Here is a 15532-nt window from a genome sequence, read left to right as displayed (position 1 = left end):
GCCCCGCGTCGCCGCCACCAGCGACCTAGCTTTCCGCAGGTCCTGCAGGCCGAGACTGCATCTGAACTTTGTGCCCAGACATGCTGCAGGCAATCATCCTCGGTGCCAAAGACTCGGGCTGCATCCTGCAAACTGGTGCCGTTGTAACCAGGTCGCGAAGACATAAACCTGCTGGGAGGGTACCCTAGATCGAAAGGCATGGGCTTCCCGGGCGTACAAGCTGCTCAAGCGATACGGAAAAATTCTTCGGAACCAGACGGAGCGATAATGAGTGCAAGTTCGGAACAAACTTATTGTTCGAGGGCAAGAAAACCAAGGGGGCCCAAGAGCGCAATTATCGGCTCAGCACCTGCTGATAGGCGGAGAGCAGCGGCTTGATTTGATGTTGCCAGTTAAGCTCATTCACGACCCGCTCCAGACCGTAGCGGCCCATTTCCTTCGCTCGCTCGGCGTCGTCGATTAACTCGACAATCTTCTCAGCCATGTCCACCGGATCATTAGCCTTCGCATAGAGCGATGCGCCTTCTGCCGAGCGTCTACCCTCGGTCACATCGAACTGGACCATCGCCTTTGCGTAACTCATATATTCCATAATCTTGTTCATGGTCGACTTGTCGTTCATCGCGTTGACCCGGTCGGGGTTGACGCCGAGGTCCATCGTCGAGAGCACCTCGAACAGGTCCTGATCGGGCGCGCGGCCGGTGAAGGTGATGAAATCGCCGAGGCCGCGCTGGGCGGTCATGTCCTTTAGCTCCGCCAGCGCCGGACCACCGCCGACCAGCACGAACTGGATGTCCTCGCGCTTCATGGTGCGCACGATGTGCTCGACCGCGTCGATCAGGAGGTCGATCCCTTCCTGCTCGCCCATCACGCCGACATAGCCGACCATGTGCGCGCGGCCGTTCTTCCAGCTTTCGACCGGGGGCACGCGCTTGAGCTTGGAGAGGTCAGGGCCGGACCGCACCACATGAACACGCTCGGGCGCCATTCCGCCGCGCTCGATGGCGATCTTGCGGTAGGAATGGTTGGTGGCAATCGAGACGTCGGCGGCCTTGAAGGTCAGCTTCTCGAACAGCACCATCAGCTGCCAGAAGAACCCGCGCTTGTTGAACTTCGCCTCGTAGAGCTCGGGATTGATGTCGTGATGATCGAAGATGTAGCGCACGCCGAAGAGCTTGAAGGGCAGGGCGACAAGGAAGATCAGATCGGGCGGATTGCAGCCCTGGATCACGTCGATCCGGCGCTTGAAATGGATGCGCCACGCCAGCACCGTCTCCCAGAACAGCGCCGCGCCATATTCGGCGAGGAAGCCGATCGCGCCCTTGGCTTCCAGCGGTAGCGGGTGGCGGTGGATTTCGATGCCTTCGATCACTTCGAAGCGGCTCTCGTAGCCCTTGCCCGTGGGGCAGATGATCGAGACATGCGCGCCCGCCGCCTTCAAAGTGCGCGCCTCCTGCCACACCCGCCGGTCGAACGGCAGGGGCAGGTTCTCGACCACGATCAGCACATGGCGGCCCTTGAGCGGCTCGCCCTCGATGACGGCGGGGATGCCTTCTTCGGCAGCGATGCTGGCGGGCGCATTCATCGTCAGGCGATCGCGTTCTGGCGGGCATTTGCCTGTAAGGCTGTAAAGCATGCCGCGATATGGTCGAGGCACCCGCGTTGGCAAATGGCAACTTTCACAAGATTCCCCCAGAAGGTGCGACCCTCGGCTTGGCGGCGGGACTAGCAAGCACCTTTCGATGTTGCAATGCACAACAGGCCCGGTTCCGGTCGTTCGCCGCGCGTCAGTTTCAGCCTGCCAGACTGGCGACCTCGGCCAGCACCCGCTCGGCCCATTCGGGGCGGCAGATCAGCAGATCGGGCATATAGGTATCGGGCTGGTTATAGACCAGCGGGCTGCCATCGATCCGCGAACAGTGGAGGCCGTGCGCGGCGGCAACGGCGACGGGGGCGCAGCTGTCCCATTCATACTGCCCGCCGGAATGGAGATAGATCTCCGCCTCGCCTCGCACCACCGCCATCGCCTTGGCCCCGGCGCTGCCCATCGGCACAAGCTCTCCGCCCAGCACCTCTGCGACGACCTGAGCCTCGGCGGCAGGCCGCGTGCGGCTGACGAGGAAGCGCGGGCGTTCGGCCATCGAAGGCAGGGGCTGCGGCTGGTCGGAGCGCAGGACAAGGCCGCCGCCAAGGCCGGGCAGCGCCACCGCGCCGATCTGCGCGATACCGTCCACCGCCAGCGCCACATGCACCGCCCAGTCGGCGCGCGCCTCGCCATATTCGCGCGTCCCATCGACCGGATCGACGATCCACACCCGGCTCTGCGCGCAGCGCCGCGTGTCGTCCTTTTCCTCCTCCGACAGCAGCCCGTCATCGGGCCGCGCATGGCGGATCGCGTGGCACAGGAATTCGTTGGCGGTCGCATCGCCCGCCTTTCCGAGCGCCTTGCCGGTGAACACCCCGCTGGCGCGCACGTCAACGAGCAGGCGCCCGGCCGTCTCGGCGAGGTGCGCGGCCAGTTCGGCATCGGTCACGCGGAATCCCCCTTAAGACTGTCGCCGCTCACCGACATCGGCTTCATGCCCCAGCCGATTCCGCTCCATGCCCGCTCGTGGAGGTAGTAGAGCGCCATCTTGGTCAATACCTCAGTGAGAGCGATAGCACCTGCCGCCTTTACCGAACTGGTGAACAGCCAACTAAGCAGGAAGGTGTCGATGCTCCCGAGGATTCGCCAGCTTACCGCTTTGGCAAGTGACCGGCTGTGCGCCTCGCGACCGTGAAACAATACCATGCTTGCCCCCTGTAATGACTATTTCAACGGCAGGATCTGCTGGATGATGTAGCGCGCCGCTTCCTCGGGAGTCATGTCCACGGTGTTGACGCGGATTTCCGGGTTCTCGGGCGCTTCATAGGGGCTGTCGATGCCGGTGAAGTTCTTGAGCTTGCCCTCGCGCGCCTTCTTGTAGAGGCCCTTCACATCGCGCACCTCGGCGACCTCCAGCGGGGTGTCGACGAAGATTTCGATGAATTCGCCATCGGGCAGCATGTCGCGCACCATCCGTCGCTCTGCGCGGAACGGCGAGATGAAGGCGGTGAGCACGATCAGGCCTGCATCCGCCATCAGTTTGGCGACTTCGCCCACGCGGCGGATGTTCTCGATCCGATCGGCCTCGGTAAAGCCGAGATCGCGGTTGAGCCCGTGACGCACGTTGTCGCCATCCAGCAGGAAGGTGTGGCGGTTCATCAGGAACAGCTGCTTTTCGACCTCGTTGGCGATGGTCGACTTGCCTGAGCCCGAAAGCCCGGTGAACCACAGCACCCGCGGGGTCTGGTTCTTCATGCCGGCGTGATCGTCGCGGGTGATCGCGGTCGGTTGCCAGTGGACATTGTCTGCCCGGCGCAGGCTGAACTCGATCATCCCCGCCGCGACGGTGGCGTTGGTGAATTTGTCGATCAGGATGAACCCGCCGAGCTGGCGATTGGCGGCGTAGGGCTCGAAGGCGATCGGGCGGTCGGTGGCGAATTCGGCGACGCCGATGCCGTTGAGGCCCAATGTCTTGGCCGCGAGATGCTCGAGGCTGTTGACGTCGATCTCATATTCGGGCGGCTGGATCGTGGCGGTGACCATCTGCGTGCCGAGCTTGAGCCAGTAACCCCGGCCCGGCTTCAGCGCTTCCTCGTCCATCCACACCAGCGTGGCGCGGAACTGGTCGGAGGCCTGCGGCGGATCGCCCGCCGCCGCGATCAGATCGCCGCGCGAGCAATCGACCTCGTCGGCCAGCGTCAGCGTGACCGACTGGCCCGCGACTGCCTCTTCGAGATCGCCGTCGAACGTGGCGATCGTCTTGACCGTGCTGGTCTTGCCCGAAGGCACGATCCGCACCGCATCGCCCGGGCGGATGGTGCCGCTGGCGATCTGGCCCGCGAACCCGCGGAAGTCGAGATTGGGGCGGTTGACCCACTGCACCGGCATGCGGAACGGCTGCTTTTGCGCAGCCGCCGCATCGACTTCGACGCTTTCGAGGTGCTCGATCAGCGCGGGGCCATCATACCACGGCGTGTTGGCCGAGGGCGCGGTCGTGATATTGTCGCCCTTGAAGCCCGAAATCGGGATGGCGGTGAAGTCCGCGATCCCGATGCTCTTGGCGAAGGTGCGGTAGTCCGCGACGATATGCTCGAAGGTCGACTGGTCGTAGCCGACGAGATCCATCTTGTTCACCGCCAGCACCACGTGGCGGATGCCGAGCAGGTGGACGAGGTAGGAATGCCGCCGGGTCTGTTGCAGCACGCCCTTCCTCGCGTCGATCAGGATCACGGCGAGGTCGGCGGTCGAAGCGCCGGTCACCATGTTGCGGGTATATTGTTCATGCCCCGGCGTATCGGCAACGATGAACTTGCGCTTTTCGGTCGTGAAGAAGCGGTAGGCGACGTCGATCGTGATCCCCTGTTCCCGCTCGGCGGCGAGGCCATCGACCAGCAGCGCGAAGTCGATCTCCTCGCCCTGCGTGCCGTGGCGCTTGCTGTCGCTCTCCAGCGCGGCGAGCTGATCTTCGAAGATCATCTTGCTGTCGTAGAGCAACCGCCCGATCAGGGTCGACTTGCCATCATCCACGCTGCCGCAGGTGATGAAGCGCAGCAGGCTCTTGTGCTGGTGCTGGTCGAGATAGGCGTCGATATCCTCGGCGATGAGGCTGTCGGTCTGGAAGCTGGAGGGCGTGTCCATCAGAAATACCCCTCCTGCTTCTTGTCTTCCATGCTGGCCGACTGCCCCTTGTCGATCGCGCGGCCCTGGCGTTCGGACCCGGTGGCGAGCAGCATTTCCTGAATGATGTGGTTCATCTCGGTCGCATCGCTTTCCGTCGCGCCGGTCAGTGGATAGCAGCCCAGCGTGCGGAAGCGGACCGAGCGGGTCACGGGCTCCTCGCCTTCTTCCAGCCGGAAGCGCTCATCGTCCACCACCAGAATCATCCCGTCGCGCTCCACCGTCGGGCGGGGCTTGCTGAAATAGAGCGGCACGATGTCGATATTCTCGAGCGCGATGTACTGCCAGATGTCGAGCTCGGTCCAGTTCGAGATCGGGAAGACGCGGATGCTTTCGCCTTTGGCCTTCTTGGCGTTGTAGAGGTTCCACAGCTCGGGGCGCTGGTTCTTCGGGTCCCAGCGATGCGCGGCGTTGCGGAAGCTGAAGATGCGCTCCTTCGCGCGGGCCTTTTCCTCGTCACGCCGGCCGCCGCCGAAGGCCGCGTCGAAGCCGTGGGCGGTCAGCGCGCGCTTGAGCGGATCGGTCAGCTGTGCCTGCGAATAGAGCGCGCTGCCGGTGTCGAAAGGGTTGATCCCCTGCGCCTCGGCATCCTCGTTTTCGGCGATGATCAGCTTCAGCCCGTATTCGCGCACCGTGCGGTCGCGGTGGGCGAGCAGATCGCCAAAGTCCCACCCGCTCGCCACGTGCAGCATCGGGAAAGGCGGCGGCGCGGGGTAGAAGGCCTTGCGCGCCAGATGCAGCATCACCGAGCTGTCCTTGCCCACCGAATAGAGCATGACCGGATTCTCGGCCTCGGCCACGACTTCGCGGAAAATGTGAATGCTCTCGGCTTCGAGCCGCTCGAGGTGGGTAAGACTACGCATGGCGGGGGTTGCTACACGCTGCATTGCACAAAACAAGCAAATTTGGCTTTGTCTGCCCGGCGCCGAGCAGATGACAATCATTACAATGATCGCCAGCAATATACTGTTATCGATTCGGCCCTCTGATCGGGTGTCGCACTGCGGTCCTCGCAAACAGAAACTACGCGCACCTTAGCATTTCAACGACAGCGCACGCCCGCAGAGATTTGCTGTTGTGTCCAGTCGTTATCGTGTCTTCTTGCTCTGCCTCGCAAGCGCAGCCGATAGTCGGCCGCGCCCTCCGGAGGCCCTCGGTGAGCGTCATTCCCATCTGTTCGGATCCGCCCTCGCGCAGCGCGCGCATGCTGCGGACCGCGCTCGGAGCCGACATCGCCAGCTGGCTGGCTGACGACACCGTCATCGAGGTGATGCTCAATCCCGATGGGCAGCTCTGGGTCGACCGGCTCGGTGACGGTCTCGCGGCGACCGACCGCCTGATGACCGCTCCCGACGGCGAGCGGATCATCCGGCTGGTCGCGCATCATGTCGGTGCCGAGGTGCATTCGAGTGCACCGCGGGTCTCGGCAGAATTGCCCGAGGGAGGCGAGCGGTTCGAGGGCCTGCTGCCGCCTGTCGTCGCTGCGCCCAGCTTTGCGATCCGGAAGCCGGCGGTCGCGGTCTTCACGCTCGCCGATTATGTTGCTGCCGGAATCATGTCCGCGGCTTATCGCGATTCACTTGCCGAAGCGGTGCGCTCGCACCGGAACATCCTTGTCGCTGGCGGCACGTCAAGCGGCAAAACGACCCTCACTAACGCGCTGCTCGCCGAGGTCGCTTCGAGCGATGAACGGATCGTCCTGATCGAGGATACGCGCGAGCTGCAGTGCGCCGCGCCCAATCTCGTATCTCTGCGCACCAGGGACGGGGTGGCGACGCTGTCGGACCTGGTGCGCTCGGCGCTGCGTCTGCGCCCCGACCGGATCCCGATCGGCGAAGTCCGCGGGCCCGAGGCGCTCGACCTCCTCAAGGCCTGGGGCACCGGGCACCCGGGCGGGATCGGCACGATCCACGCAGGCTCCGCTCTGGGCACGCTGCGACGGCTCGAGCAGCTCATCCAAGAATGCGTCGTCACCGTCCCGCGCGCGCTGATCGCCGAGACGATCGATGTGATCGCGGTGCTGGTGCGCGACGGGACCGGACGGCGGCTGACAGAGCTCGCCGAGGTCCGCGGCCTCGATGCCGCCGGCGAATACATTCTCGCCCCCTGCTCCCCTTCCCAAGGAGACCCTTCGTGATTGTTGTCATGTCCCGGGCGCGCGCGCGCCTGACCGCTCTCGTCCTGTCCGGACTTGTCGTGCTTGCGCTTGCGGCACCCGCCAACGCCGCCGGTTCGTCGATGCCATGGGAAGCGCCGCTTCAGGCGATCCTCGAATCGATCCAGGGCCCGGTCGCCAAGATCGTCGCAGTGATCATCATCATCGCCACTGGCCTTGCGCTTGCCTTCGGCGACACCTCGGGCGGCTTCCGGCGGCTGATCCAGATCGTCTTCGGGCTGTCGATCGCCTTTGCCGCATCGTCCTTCTTCCTCTCGTTCTTCTCCTTCGGCGGCGGAGCGCTGGTCTGATGGACGCTGGCGCGCCCGATCTTCCGCCCGGATTCGTAGTCCCGGTGCACCGCGCGCTGACCGAGCACATCCTGCTCGGAGGTGCACCGCGCGGTCTGGCGATCGCCAACGCAACGCTCGCCGGCGCGATCGGGCTCGGCCTGCAGTTGTGGATCGCCGGGCTCACCTGCTTCGCGCTCGGTCACGCCGCCGCGGTCTGGGCGGCGCGGCGCGATCCGCAGTTCGTCGATGTCGCGCGGCGGCACCTGCGCTTTCCGGCGCATTGCGAGGTCTGAGCGATGTTCTCGCTTCGCGAATACCGCCGCAAGGCCGACCGGCTCGCAGATTTCCTCCCCTGGGCGGCGCTGGTCGCGCCAGGCGTGGTCCTCAACAAGGACGGGAGCTTCCAGCGCAGCGCGCGCTTTCGCGGGCCCGATCTCGACAGCGCCACGCCCGCCGAGCTCATTGCGGTGACCGCACGTCTGAACAGCGCGCTGCGGCGGCTGGGCTCGGGCTGGGCGATCTTCGTCGAGGCGGTCCGCCGCCCGGCGCAGGATTATCCCCAATGCAACTTTCCCGATCCGGCCTCGGCGCTGGTCGAGCGCGAACGCGCCGCGCAGTTTGCCGAGGAAGGCGCGCATTTCGAAAGCCGCTACTATTTTTCCCTGCTGTGGATGCCGCCCGCCGAGGATGCCGCGCGCGCCGAGAGCTGGCTATACGAAGGCCGCGCAGAGAAGGGCGTGAACCCGCGCGAGCTGCTGGCCGGCTTCGTTGACCGGACCGACCGGCTGCTCAAGCTCTTCGAGGGCTTCTTTCCCGAAGTGGGATGGCTCGATGATAGCGATACGCTGAGCTATCTCCACAACTGCATCTCCACCCGCATCCAGCGCGTGCGCGTACCCGAGACGCCGATGCATCTCGATGCGCTTCTCGCCGACGAGCCGCTCACGGGCGGGCTCGAGCCGCGACTGGGCTCGGCCCACGTGAGAACGCTGAGCGTAGTCGGCCTTCCGAGCGCGACGGTCCCGGGCCTGCTCGACGAGCTCAACACCCTTGGATTCGCCTATCGCTGGGCGACCCGCGCGATCATGCTCGACAAGAGCGATGCGACGCGGTTGCTGGCGAAAATCCGGCGCCAGTGGTTCGCCAAACGCAAATCTGTCGCCGCCATCCTCAAGGAGGTGATCACCAACGAGGCGTCGGTGCTGCTCGACAGCGATGCGTCGAACAAGGCCGAGGACGCCGATCTGGCGCTGCAGGAGCTCGGTGCCGATCATGTCGGGATGGCGCTCGTCACCGCCACCGTCACGGTGTGGGACGCGGATGCAGCGCTCGCCGCCGAGAAGCTGCGGCAGGTCGAGAAGGTCGTCCAGGGCCGCGACTTCACCTGCGTGACCGAGGGCATGAACGCGCTCGAGGCCTGGCTCGGATCGCTGCCGGGTCACGTTTACGCCAACGTCCGGCAGCCGCCGGTCTCGACGCTCAACCTTGCGCACATGTTGCCGATCTCGGCCGTGTGGGCCGGACCGGAGCGCGATCCGCACTGGGATGCGCCGCCGCTGTACTACGCGCGGACCGAAGGCACTACGCCGTTCCGCTTCGCCCTCCACGCCGGCGATGTCGGGCACACGCTCGTGGTCGGCCCGACCGGCGCCGGCAAATCGGTGCTGCTCGCCTTCATGGCGATGCAGTTCCGGCGCTATCCGGGCGCGCGGATCGTCGCCTTCGACTTCGGCGGATCGATCCGTGCCGCAGCGCTCGCCTGCGGCGGCGAATGGCAGGATCTCGGGGCAAGCCTCGCCGCCGATAGCGAGGCGGGCGTCCTGCTTCAGCCGCTGGCGGGGATCGACGATCACGCGACGCGCAACTGGGCGGCGGGATGGCTCCAGGCGATCCTCGTATCCGAAGGCGTCGTGCCCGACCCGGCAACCAAGGAGCATCTGTGGACGGCGCTCGGCTCGCTGGCGAGCGCCCCTCTATCCGAACGCACGCTCACCGGGCTTGCGGTGCTGCTGCAGTCGCAGCCGCTCAAGCAGGCGCTCGCGCCCTATTGTCTCGGCGGCCCGTTCGGGCGCCTGCTCGACGCGGAGAGCGAGCGACTGGGATCGTCCGACTTCCAGGCGTTCGAGACCGAAGGGCTGACCGGATCGGCAGCGGCACCAGCGGTGCTTGCCTACCTTTTCCACCGGATCGAAGCGCAACTCGACGGCGCGCCGACGCTCATCATCATCGACGAAGGCTGGCTGGTGCTCGACAGTCCCGGCTTTGCCGCACAGCTTCGCGAATGGCTCAAGACGCTGCGCAAGAAGAATGCGAGCGTCATCTTCGCGACCCAGAGCCTCGCCGACATCGAGGGTTCGGCGATCGCACCCGCAATCATCGAGGGCTGCCCGACACGGGTCTTTCTCCCCAACGAGCGCGCGCGCGAGCCGCAGATCCTGTCGATCTATCGCCGCTTCGGGCTCAACGACCGCCAGATCGAGATCGTCAGCCGGGCGACGCCGAAGCGCGAATATTATTGCCAGTCGGCGCGCGGCAACCGTCTGTTCGATCTCGGGCTTGGCGAGGTCGCGCTCGCCTTCACCGCCGCCTCCTCGAAGGCGGACCAGCGCGCGATCACGCGGATCATCGACGAGGCGGGGCGCGCCGGCTTTGCCGCCGCCTGGCTCGCGCATCGCGGCCTCGACTGGGCCGCCGAGTTGCTGCCGGCCGCGTCCCGCGATGAGATTTACCCTGCCCCCCAAGAAGGAGACCCAGCATGACCCGTTCCCGATCCATTCGCAGCCTCGCCGCAGCGAGCGCGCTTGCGCTTGCCGGTCTCGGCACTCTGGCCTCGACACCGGCACACGCGCAGCTCGGCGGGGTCGTCTACGATCCTTCGAACTACGCGCAGAATGTGCTCACTGCGGCGCGCACGCTCGAGCAGATCAACAACCAGATCCGCATGCTGCAGAACCAGGCGACCTCGCTCGTCAACGAGGCGCGCAATCTCCAGAGCCTGCCGCTCACCATCGTTCAGCCGCTCACCGACCAGATCCGCCAGACGCAGCAGCTGCTCGATCAGGCGCAGCGCATCGCCTATGACGTGCGCGCGATCGAGACCGCCTTCGACCGACAATATCGCGGGGCGGCGCTCGGCACGTCGCAGCAGGCGATGATCGCCGATGCCGAAGCGCGCTGGCAGAACAGCGTGGCCGCCTTCGAGGATGCGCTCAAGGTCCAGGCGGGCGCAGTCGCCAATATCGAAGGATCGCGCGCCGCGATCGGCGATCTGCTGAGCGCCAGCCAGTCGGCCGAGGGCGCGCTTCAGGCCGCGCAGGCGGGCAACCAGCTGCTCGCGCTCCAGGCACGCCAGCTCGCCGATCTCACCGCGACGCTTGCCGCAGCCAATCGCGCGCAGGCGCTCGACGCGGCCGAACGCGCCGCAGCCAAGGCGCAGGCACGCGAGCAGTTGCGCCGCTTCCTTGCCGTTCGTCCGCGCTATGTGCCCAGGCAGGCCCGCCGCGCTGGCGAGGACTGACCGCATGGATGGCAAGCTCCTTGCGCGGATCGGCGCGGCCGTGTTCGTCGGCCTCGCGGTCACGATGACGCTGGTCCAGCTGTTGGAGGGGCCCGCGCCGCGCAGCGATCCGTCCCGCGCGGTCCAGCCTCGCGATGGCGATCCGCTCGCACTGCAATTGCGGGCCTGCGCGGCGATGGGCGAACGCGCGCTCTCCTCTCCCGACTGCCGCGCGGCATGGGCCGAGAAGCGGCGACGCTTCTTCGGCGTCAATCGGGGAGAGGCCTCGTCGGAGCTTGGCGAAGCACCTGACGCCGCATCGGTCGGGGCGCCTCTCGCTGTGGATCCGGAGACCTGAGATGGGCGGAACCGGCGTCGTCGATCGCTTCCTCGCGATCTTCTCGCGATACATCGACAGCGGCTTCGGCCTGCTGTCGGGTGAGATCGCATTCATCGCGACGACGCTGATCGTGATCGACGTGACGCTCGCGGCGCTGTTCTGGAGCTGGGGCGGCAACGACGACATCATTGCGCGGCTCGTCAAGAAGACGCTCTTCGTCGGCATCTTCGCCTGGATCATCGGCAATTGGAGCGCACTCGCCACCATCGTCTTCGAGAGCTTTGCCGGCCTCGGCCTCAAGGCAAGCGGGTCGGGATTGGGCGCGGCCGACCTGCTCCAACCCGGGCGGGTTGCGCAGGTCGGGATCGACGCCGCCTGGCCACTGCTCGAAGCGATGCAGGACCTGCTCGGCTATGTCGGCTTCTTCGAGAACTTCCTGCAGATCGTCATCCTGCTGCTCGCCTGGGCGGTGGTGGTGATCGCCTTCTTCATTCTCTCGATCCAGCTCTTCGTCACGCTGATCGAGTTCAAGCTGACCACGCTTGCGGGCTTCGTGCTCATTCCGTTCGGGCTGTTCGGCAAGACCGCCTTCCTCGCCGAGCGCGTGCTCGGCAACGTCGTGTCCTCTGGTGTGAAGGTACTGGTGCTCGCGGTCATCATCGGCATCGGCTCGACGCTGTTCGCCGAGTTCACCGGCGCGATCCCGGGCGAACCGACGATCGAGGACGCGCTGGCTATCATGCTCGCCAGCCTGACCCTGCTGGGACTCGGCATCTTCGGCCCTGGCATTGCCAACGGCATCGTTGCGGGCGGCCCGCAACTGGGAGCCGGCGCGGCTGCCGGTACCGCGCTCCTTGCCGGCGGCGCAGCGGTCGGCGGTGTTGCCGGCGCGAAGCTCGCCGCAGGCGCAGCGGCGGCTGCCGCGTCGTCTGTCGCTGGCGGAGCCTCGCGCGCTGCCGGCGGCGCGACGATGGCCTACGCCACCGGCTCTGCCGGGAAAAGCGGCAGCACTGCCGTCGTTGGCGGCCTGGCCGGTGTTGGTCGTGCAGCCGGCGGCGCAGCGATGTCGCCGCTGCGCAGAGCAGCCGAGGCCGCCCGTGCTAACTTTCGCGACGGCGCCCGCGGCGCGGTCGGCAATATGGGCGGGCGGATCATCCCTGCGCCTGGCGCCGCCGCCAGCGAACCCCGGAGCGATGCCGGAATGCCCGGCTGGGCCCGCACCATGAAGCAGCGCCAGAGTCTCGGTCACTCCGCCTCGCTTGCCGCGCACACGGTGCGCAGCGGCGACGGCCACGGCGCTGGCGCAGCGATCGACACGCGAGAGAAGGATTAGGCTTCCATGTTCAGACGCCCCACGATCCGGTACGGCAGGACCCGGCAGCCCGAGACCCCCTACCAGCGCGCAGCGCAGGTCTGGGACGAGCGCATCGGCTCGGCCCGGGTCCAGGCGCGCAGCTGGCGCTATGCCTGTTTCGGTGCACTCGGTCTGTCGGCGGCGCTGACCGGCGCGCTCGTCTGGCAGAATGCACGCGGGACGATCGTCCCCTGGGTGGTCGAGGTCGACAAGCTCGGCGAGGCGCGCAGCGTTGCTCCGGCAGAGGCCGGGTTCACGCCGAGCGATCCGCAGATCGCGTTTCATCTTGCGCGCTTTATCGAACAGGTCCGCGCATTGCCGGCCGATCCGGTGGTGGTGCGCGCGAACTGGCTCAGGGCCTACGACTTTGCAAGCGATCGCGGCGCGCTCGCACTCAACGACTATGCGCGGACCAACGATCCGTTCGCGGCAATCGGCCGCGAACAGGTGGCGGTCGATGTCACAAGCGTCATCCGTGCCTCGCCCCAAAGCTTCCGGGTCGCCTGGACCGAACGCCGCTACCGCGATGGCGCGCTCGCCGGGACGTCACGCTGGACCGCCATCCTCGGGGTAGCGGTCCAGCCGCCGCGCACACCCGACGCACTCACACGCAACCCGCTCGGCATTTTCGTCACATCGATCAACTGGTCAAAGGAGCTTGGCTGATGACACGCCTGAACCTTCCTTCGCGCTGCATGGCTCTTGCGCTCGCCACCTCCTGTGCGCTGGTCGCCGCCTCGCCGGTCTTCGCCACCCCGGTTCCGCAAGCGCGCGCGGCTTGCGCTGCACTCGTCGCGCTCACGACCGACCTGCCGGTCATTCCTCTACAGGCATCATTGCCGCCTGCTCCTCCTTCGCGGCAGGCTTCCCCCCCTGCCGCGCGCCGCTCCCCTGCGCCAGGCCCCGAGGCGCATGTGGGAGCGGCGAACGCGGCAGCGCGGGTCGAGCCCGAGGATGCCGGGTTCGAGAATGCGATCCAGCGCTACGCCTATAGCGAAGGCGCATTGTATCAGGTCTACACCGCGCCGGGACAGGTGACCGACATCGCCCTCCAGGTCGGTGAGCAGCTGGTCGGGCCGGGACCGGTCGCTTCCGGCGACACGGTGCGATGGATGATCGGCGACACGCTGAGCGGGGCGGGCACAACCCGGCGGGTTCACATTCTGGTGAAGCCGACCCGGCCCGGCATCGCCACCAATCTCGTGATCAACACCGACCGCCGCACCTATCACCTCGAGCTGCGCGCGACGGCGCACACGTGGATGGCGTCGGTCAGCTGGACCTATCCGGACGATGAACTCATCGCTCTGCGCCGCGCCGAAGCGGATGCCGTGCGCGCGGCGCCCATCGCCGCAGGCCTGGTGCCCGAGCAGTTCAACTTCGACTACCGGCTCTCTGGCGACCGGCCGCGCTGGCGGCCGGTGCGGGTGTTCGATGACGGGCAGCGCACGCTGATCGAGTTCGCGCCTGACATCGCGCAAGGCGAGTTACCGCCCTTCTTCGTGCTGGGCGAGGACGACACCGCCGAACTCGCAAATTACCGCGTGTCTGGCCGCTATCTCATTGTCGACCGGCTGTTCGAGCGCGGCGAACTGCGGCTCGGTGCAGGCCGCCGCCAGCAGCGCGTCACTATCACCAATCGCGCCCGGGGCGCATCGTGATCACGGCACCCGGCACTCCGGCGCCCGGCCCCAACGCGGCCGGTGACGAACGCGTCGATGCTGAAAGTATCGTGCGTCTGCGCGGCGAGGCGCCTCGGGTCGTGCGCCTCTCGCGCAAGGCAATTGGTCTGGCGAGCGCCGCCGGGCTGGCGCTCGTTGGCGGCGCGCTGATCTTCGCGCTGAGATCGCCCAATGCCGATGCGGGCGAAGAGCTGGCCAACACCGGTGGTGTGGCGGTCGCCGAAGGTCTTGCCTCGGCGCCCGCAGACTATTCCGAGGTCCCCCGGCTCGGCCCGCCGCTTCCCGGTGATCTCGGCAAGTCGATCCTGGATGCGCAGGATCGCGGTGCGGTGGCCGCGCTGCCACCGGCCAGCGGCGCGGCCACGGTGACGCAAGTGCCGCCTCCCGACCCCGCCGAGATGGCACGCCAGCGGCTCGAACAGGAGCGCGAGGCGGCGCGCGCAAGCCGGCTGTTTGCCGCGGGCAGTGCGGGCGTCCCGGTGCCCGCCGCTGTGCCTGTTCCGCCGTCTGCGTCATTGCTTCAGACATCGCAGCCGAACCCTGCAACAGGATCGACAGGCTTTCTGGAGCGACCGGTCGACCGGCGGACCGCGTCAGGAGAACGGCTCACGGGCACGGGGTCAAATGCGACGCTGATGGCCGGGGCGATTATTCCGGCAGCGCTCATTACCGGCGTGCGTTCGGACCAGCCCGGGCTTGTCACCGCACAGGTGACCCAGAACGTCTTTGACAGCCTGACCGGTCGCCGGCTGCTGATCCCGCAAGGGTCGCGACTGGTCGGCGATTACGCTTCCGACGTGGGTTTCGGGCAGCGCCGCGTGCTGCTCGCCTGGAACAGGCTGATCCTTCCCGACGGACGGTCGATCGTGCTCGAGCGCCAGCCTGCCTCCGATCCTTCCGGCTATGCCGGGCTCGAGGACGGGGTGGATTACCACTGGGGCGGCGTGTTGCGCGCTGCGCTTGTCTCGACGCTGCTCGCAATTGGCGCTGAATCCGGTTCGGGATCGGACGAAGAACTCGCCCGCGCGCTGCGGCGCGGCAGCCAGGACAGCGTCAACCGTGCGGGCGAACAGGTGGTCTCGCGCGAGCTCGGCGTGCGTCCCACACTGACGATCCGGCCGGGCACTCCGGTGCGCGTGCTGGTTACCCGCGATCTGGTTCTCGGCCCTGCATCATGACGCGGCTCAGGCTCTCCGACATCACGGGCGAAAAGCCGGTCAAGCTCACGATCGAGATACCGGCGCGGCTGCACCGCGAGCTCGCCAGCTATGCGGCCGTGCTCAATGGCGGGTCGTCAGCGGGGGCGCCCCAGCCTGCGGATCTAGTCGCGCCGATGCTGGAGCGCTTTATCGCATCGGACCGCGGGTTTGCACGACAAAGGCGCAAGGCAGCAAGCGGCGCTACGCCGTCTTCGGAGGCTGATCCGCGAAGCCGCTGACATTATAAAATC

At 66.6% G+C, this 15532-nt stretch carries 16 protein-coding genes; 11 read left to right on the top strand and 5 right to left on the bottom strand.

Annotation, left to right across the window (positions count from 1 at the left end):
* Positions 1 to 334: 334 nt before the first annotated feature.
* The 5 genes from E2E27_RS05560 to cysD all read right to left on the bottom strand — a co-directional run bounded on the left by E2E27_RS05560 (position 335) and on the right by cysD (position 5625).
* Positions 335 to 1636: a glycosyltransferase family 4 protein gene (locus E2E27_RS05560; protein ID WP_234036200.1), complete on the bottom strand. Its 1302-nt coding sequence runs from the start codon at positions 1634 to 1636 to the stop codon at positions 335 to 337.
* A gap of 157 nt (positions 1637 to 1793) precedes the next feature.
* The gene (locus E2E27_RS05555; protein ID WP_141458029.1) at positions 1794 to 2534 is read right to left on the bottom strand and encodes a 3'(2'),5'-bisphosphate nucleotidase CysQ; all 741 of its coding nucleotides are present in this window, start codon (positions 2532 to 2534) and stop codon (positions 1794 to 1796) included.
* Positions 2531 to 2791, bottom strand: coding sequence for a DUF2061 domain-containing protein (locus E2E27_RS05550; protein WP_141458028.1), 261 nt, complete (start codon positions 2789 to 2791; stop codon positions 2531 to 2533). Before E2E27_RS05550 ends, E2E27_RS05555 begins: the two co-directional genes overlap by 4 nt.
* An 18-nt stretch (positions 2792 to 2809) precedes the next feature.
* A complete protein-coding gene (gene cysN / locus E2E27_RS05545) occupies positions 2810 to 4723 on the bottom strand; it encodes a sulfate adenylyltransferase subunit CysN (protein WP_141458027.1) in 1914 nt (637 codons plus the stop codon).
* Complete coding sequence (cysD, locus tag E2E27_RS05540) at positions 4723 to 5625, bottom strand: sulfate adenylyltransferase subunit CysD (RefSeq protein WP_234036199.1); 903 nt, start codon at positions 5623 to 5625, stop codon at positions 4723 to 4725. Before cysD ends, cysN begins: the two co-directional genes overlap by 1 nt.
* A 293-nt stretch (positions 5626 to 5918) precedes the next feature.
* On the opposite strand from cysD, the gene trbB reads away from it, so the two are divergent.
* Genes trbB through E2E27_RS05485 form a run of 11 tightly spaced genes read left to right on the top strand, consistent with a single transcriptional unit; the run spans position 5919 to position 15520 of the window.
* Entirely contained in the window at positions 5919 to 6899 is a 981-nt protein-coding gene (trbB, locus tag E2E27_RS05535) for a P-type conjugative transfer ATPase TrbB (protein WP_141458026.1), read from the top strand.
* Positions 6900 to 6907: 8 nt separating this feature from the next.
* On the top strand, positions 6908 to 7228 hold the full coding sequence (locus E2E27_RS05530) for a TrbC/VirB2 family type IV secretion system protein (protein ID WP_141461599.1): 321 nt from the start codon (positions 6908 to 6910) through the stop codon (positions 7226 to 7228).
* Positions 7228 to 7503 (top strand): VirB3 family type IV secretion system protein, encoded by a 276-nt coding sequence (locus E2E27_RS05525; RefSeq protein ID WP_141458025.1) that lies wholly within the window; start codon positions 7228 to 7230, stop codon positions 7501 to 7503. Before E2E27_RS05530 ends, E2E27_RS05525 begins: the two co-directional genes overlap by 1 nt.
* A 3-nt stretch (positions 7504 to 7506) precedes the next feature.
* Positions 7507 to 9969 carry a conjugal transfer protein TrbE gene (gene trbE, locus E2E27_RS05520; protein WP_141458024.1) on the top strand — a complete coding sequence of 821 codons (2463 nt, stop codon included), beginning with the start codon at positions 7507 to 7509 and terminating at the stop codon, positions 9967 to 9969.
* Positions 9966 to 10727, top strand: a complete 762-nt coding sequence (gene trbJ / locus E2E27_RS05515; RefSeq protein ID WP_141458023.1) for a P-type conjugative transfer protein TrbJ — start codon at positions 9966 to 9968, stop codon at positions 10725 to 10727. The genes trbE and trbJ overlap by 4 nt, the downstream gene beginning before the upstream one ends.
* Before the next feature lie 4 nt (positions 10728 to 10731).
* The gene (gene trbK-alt / locus E2E27_RS05510) at positions 10732 to 11064 is read left to right on the top strand and encodes a putative entry exclusion protein TrbK-alt (RefSeq protein WP_141458022.1); all 333 of its coding nucleotides are present in this window, start codon (positions 10732 to 10734) and stop codon (positions 11062 to 11064) included.
* A gap of 1 nt (position 11065) precedes the next feature.
* On the top strand, positions 11066 to 12379 hold the full coding sequence (gene trbL, locus E2E27_RS05505; protein ID WP_141458021.1) for a P-type conjugative transfer protein TrbL: 1314 nt from the start codon (positions 11066 to 11068) through the stop codon (positions 12377 to 12379).
* A gap of 6 nt (positions 12380 to 12385) precedes the next feature.
* Complete coding sequence (gene trbF, locus E2E27_RS05500) at positions 12386 to 13066, top strand: conjugal transfer protein TrbF (RefSeq protein WP_141458020.1); 681 nt, start codon at positions 12386 to 12388, stop codon at positions 13064 to 13066.
* Complete coding sequence (gene trbG / locus E2E27_RS05495) at positions 13066 to 14061, top strand: P-type conjugative transfer protein TrbG (RefSeq protein ID WP_141458019.1); 996 nt, start codon at positions 13066 to 13068, stop codon at positions 14059 to 14061. Before trbF ends, trbG begins: the two co-directional genes overlap by 1 nt.
* Positions 14061 to 15260, top strand: coding sequence for a TraB/TrbI/VirB10 family type IV secretion system protein (locus tag E2E27_RS05490; RefSeq protein ID WP_141461597.1), 1200 nt, complete (start codon positions 14061 to 14063; stop codon positions 15258 to 15260). Before trbG ends, E2E27_RS05490 begins: the two co-directional genes overlap by 1 nt.
* Complete coding sequence (locus E2E27_RS05485; protein ID WP_141458018.1) at positions 15257 to 15520, top strand: DUF2274 domain-containing protein; 264 nt, start codon at positions 15257 to 15259, stop codon at positions 15518 to 15520. Before E2E27_RS05490 ends, E2E27_RS05485 begins: the two co-directional genes overlap by 4 nt.
* Positions 15521 to 15532 lie beyond the last annotated feature (12 nt).

This window comes from Porphyrobacter sp. YT40, from assembly GCF_006542605.1.
Lineage (GTDB): Bacteria > Pseudomonadota > Alphaproteobacteria > Sphingomonadales > Sphingomonadaceae > Erythrobacter.
Note: the sequence above shows the minus strand (reverse complement) of the source record. Positions and strands in the feature narration are given on the sequence as shown.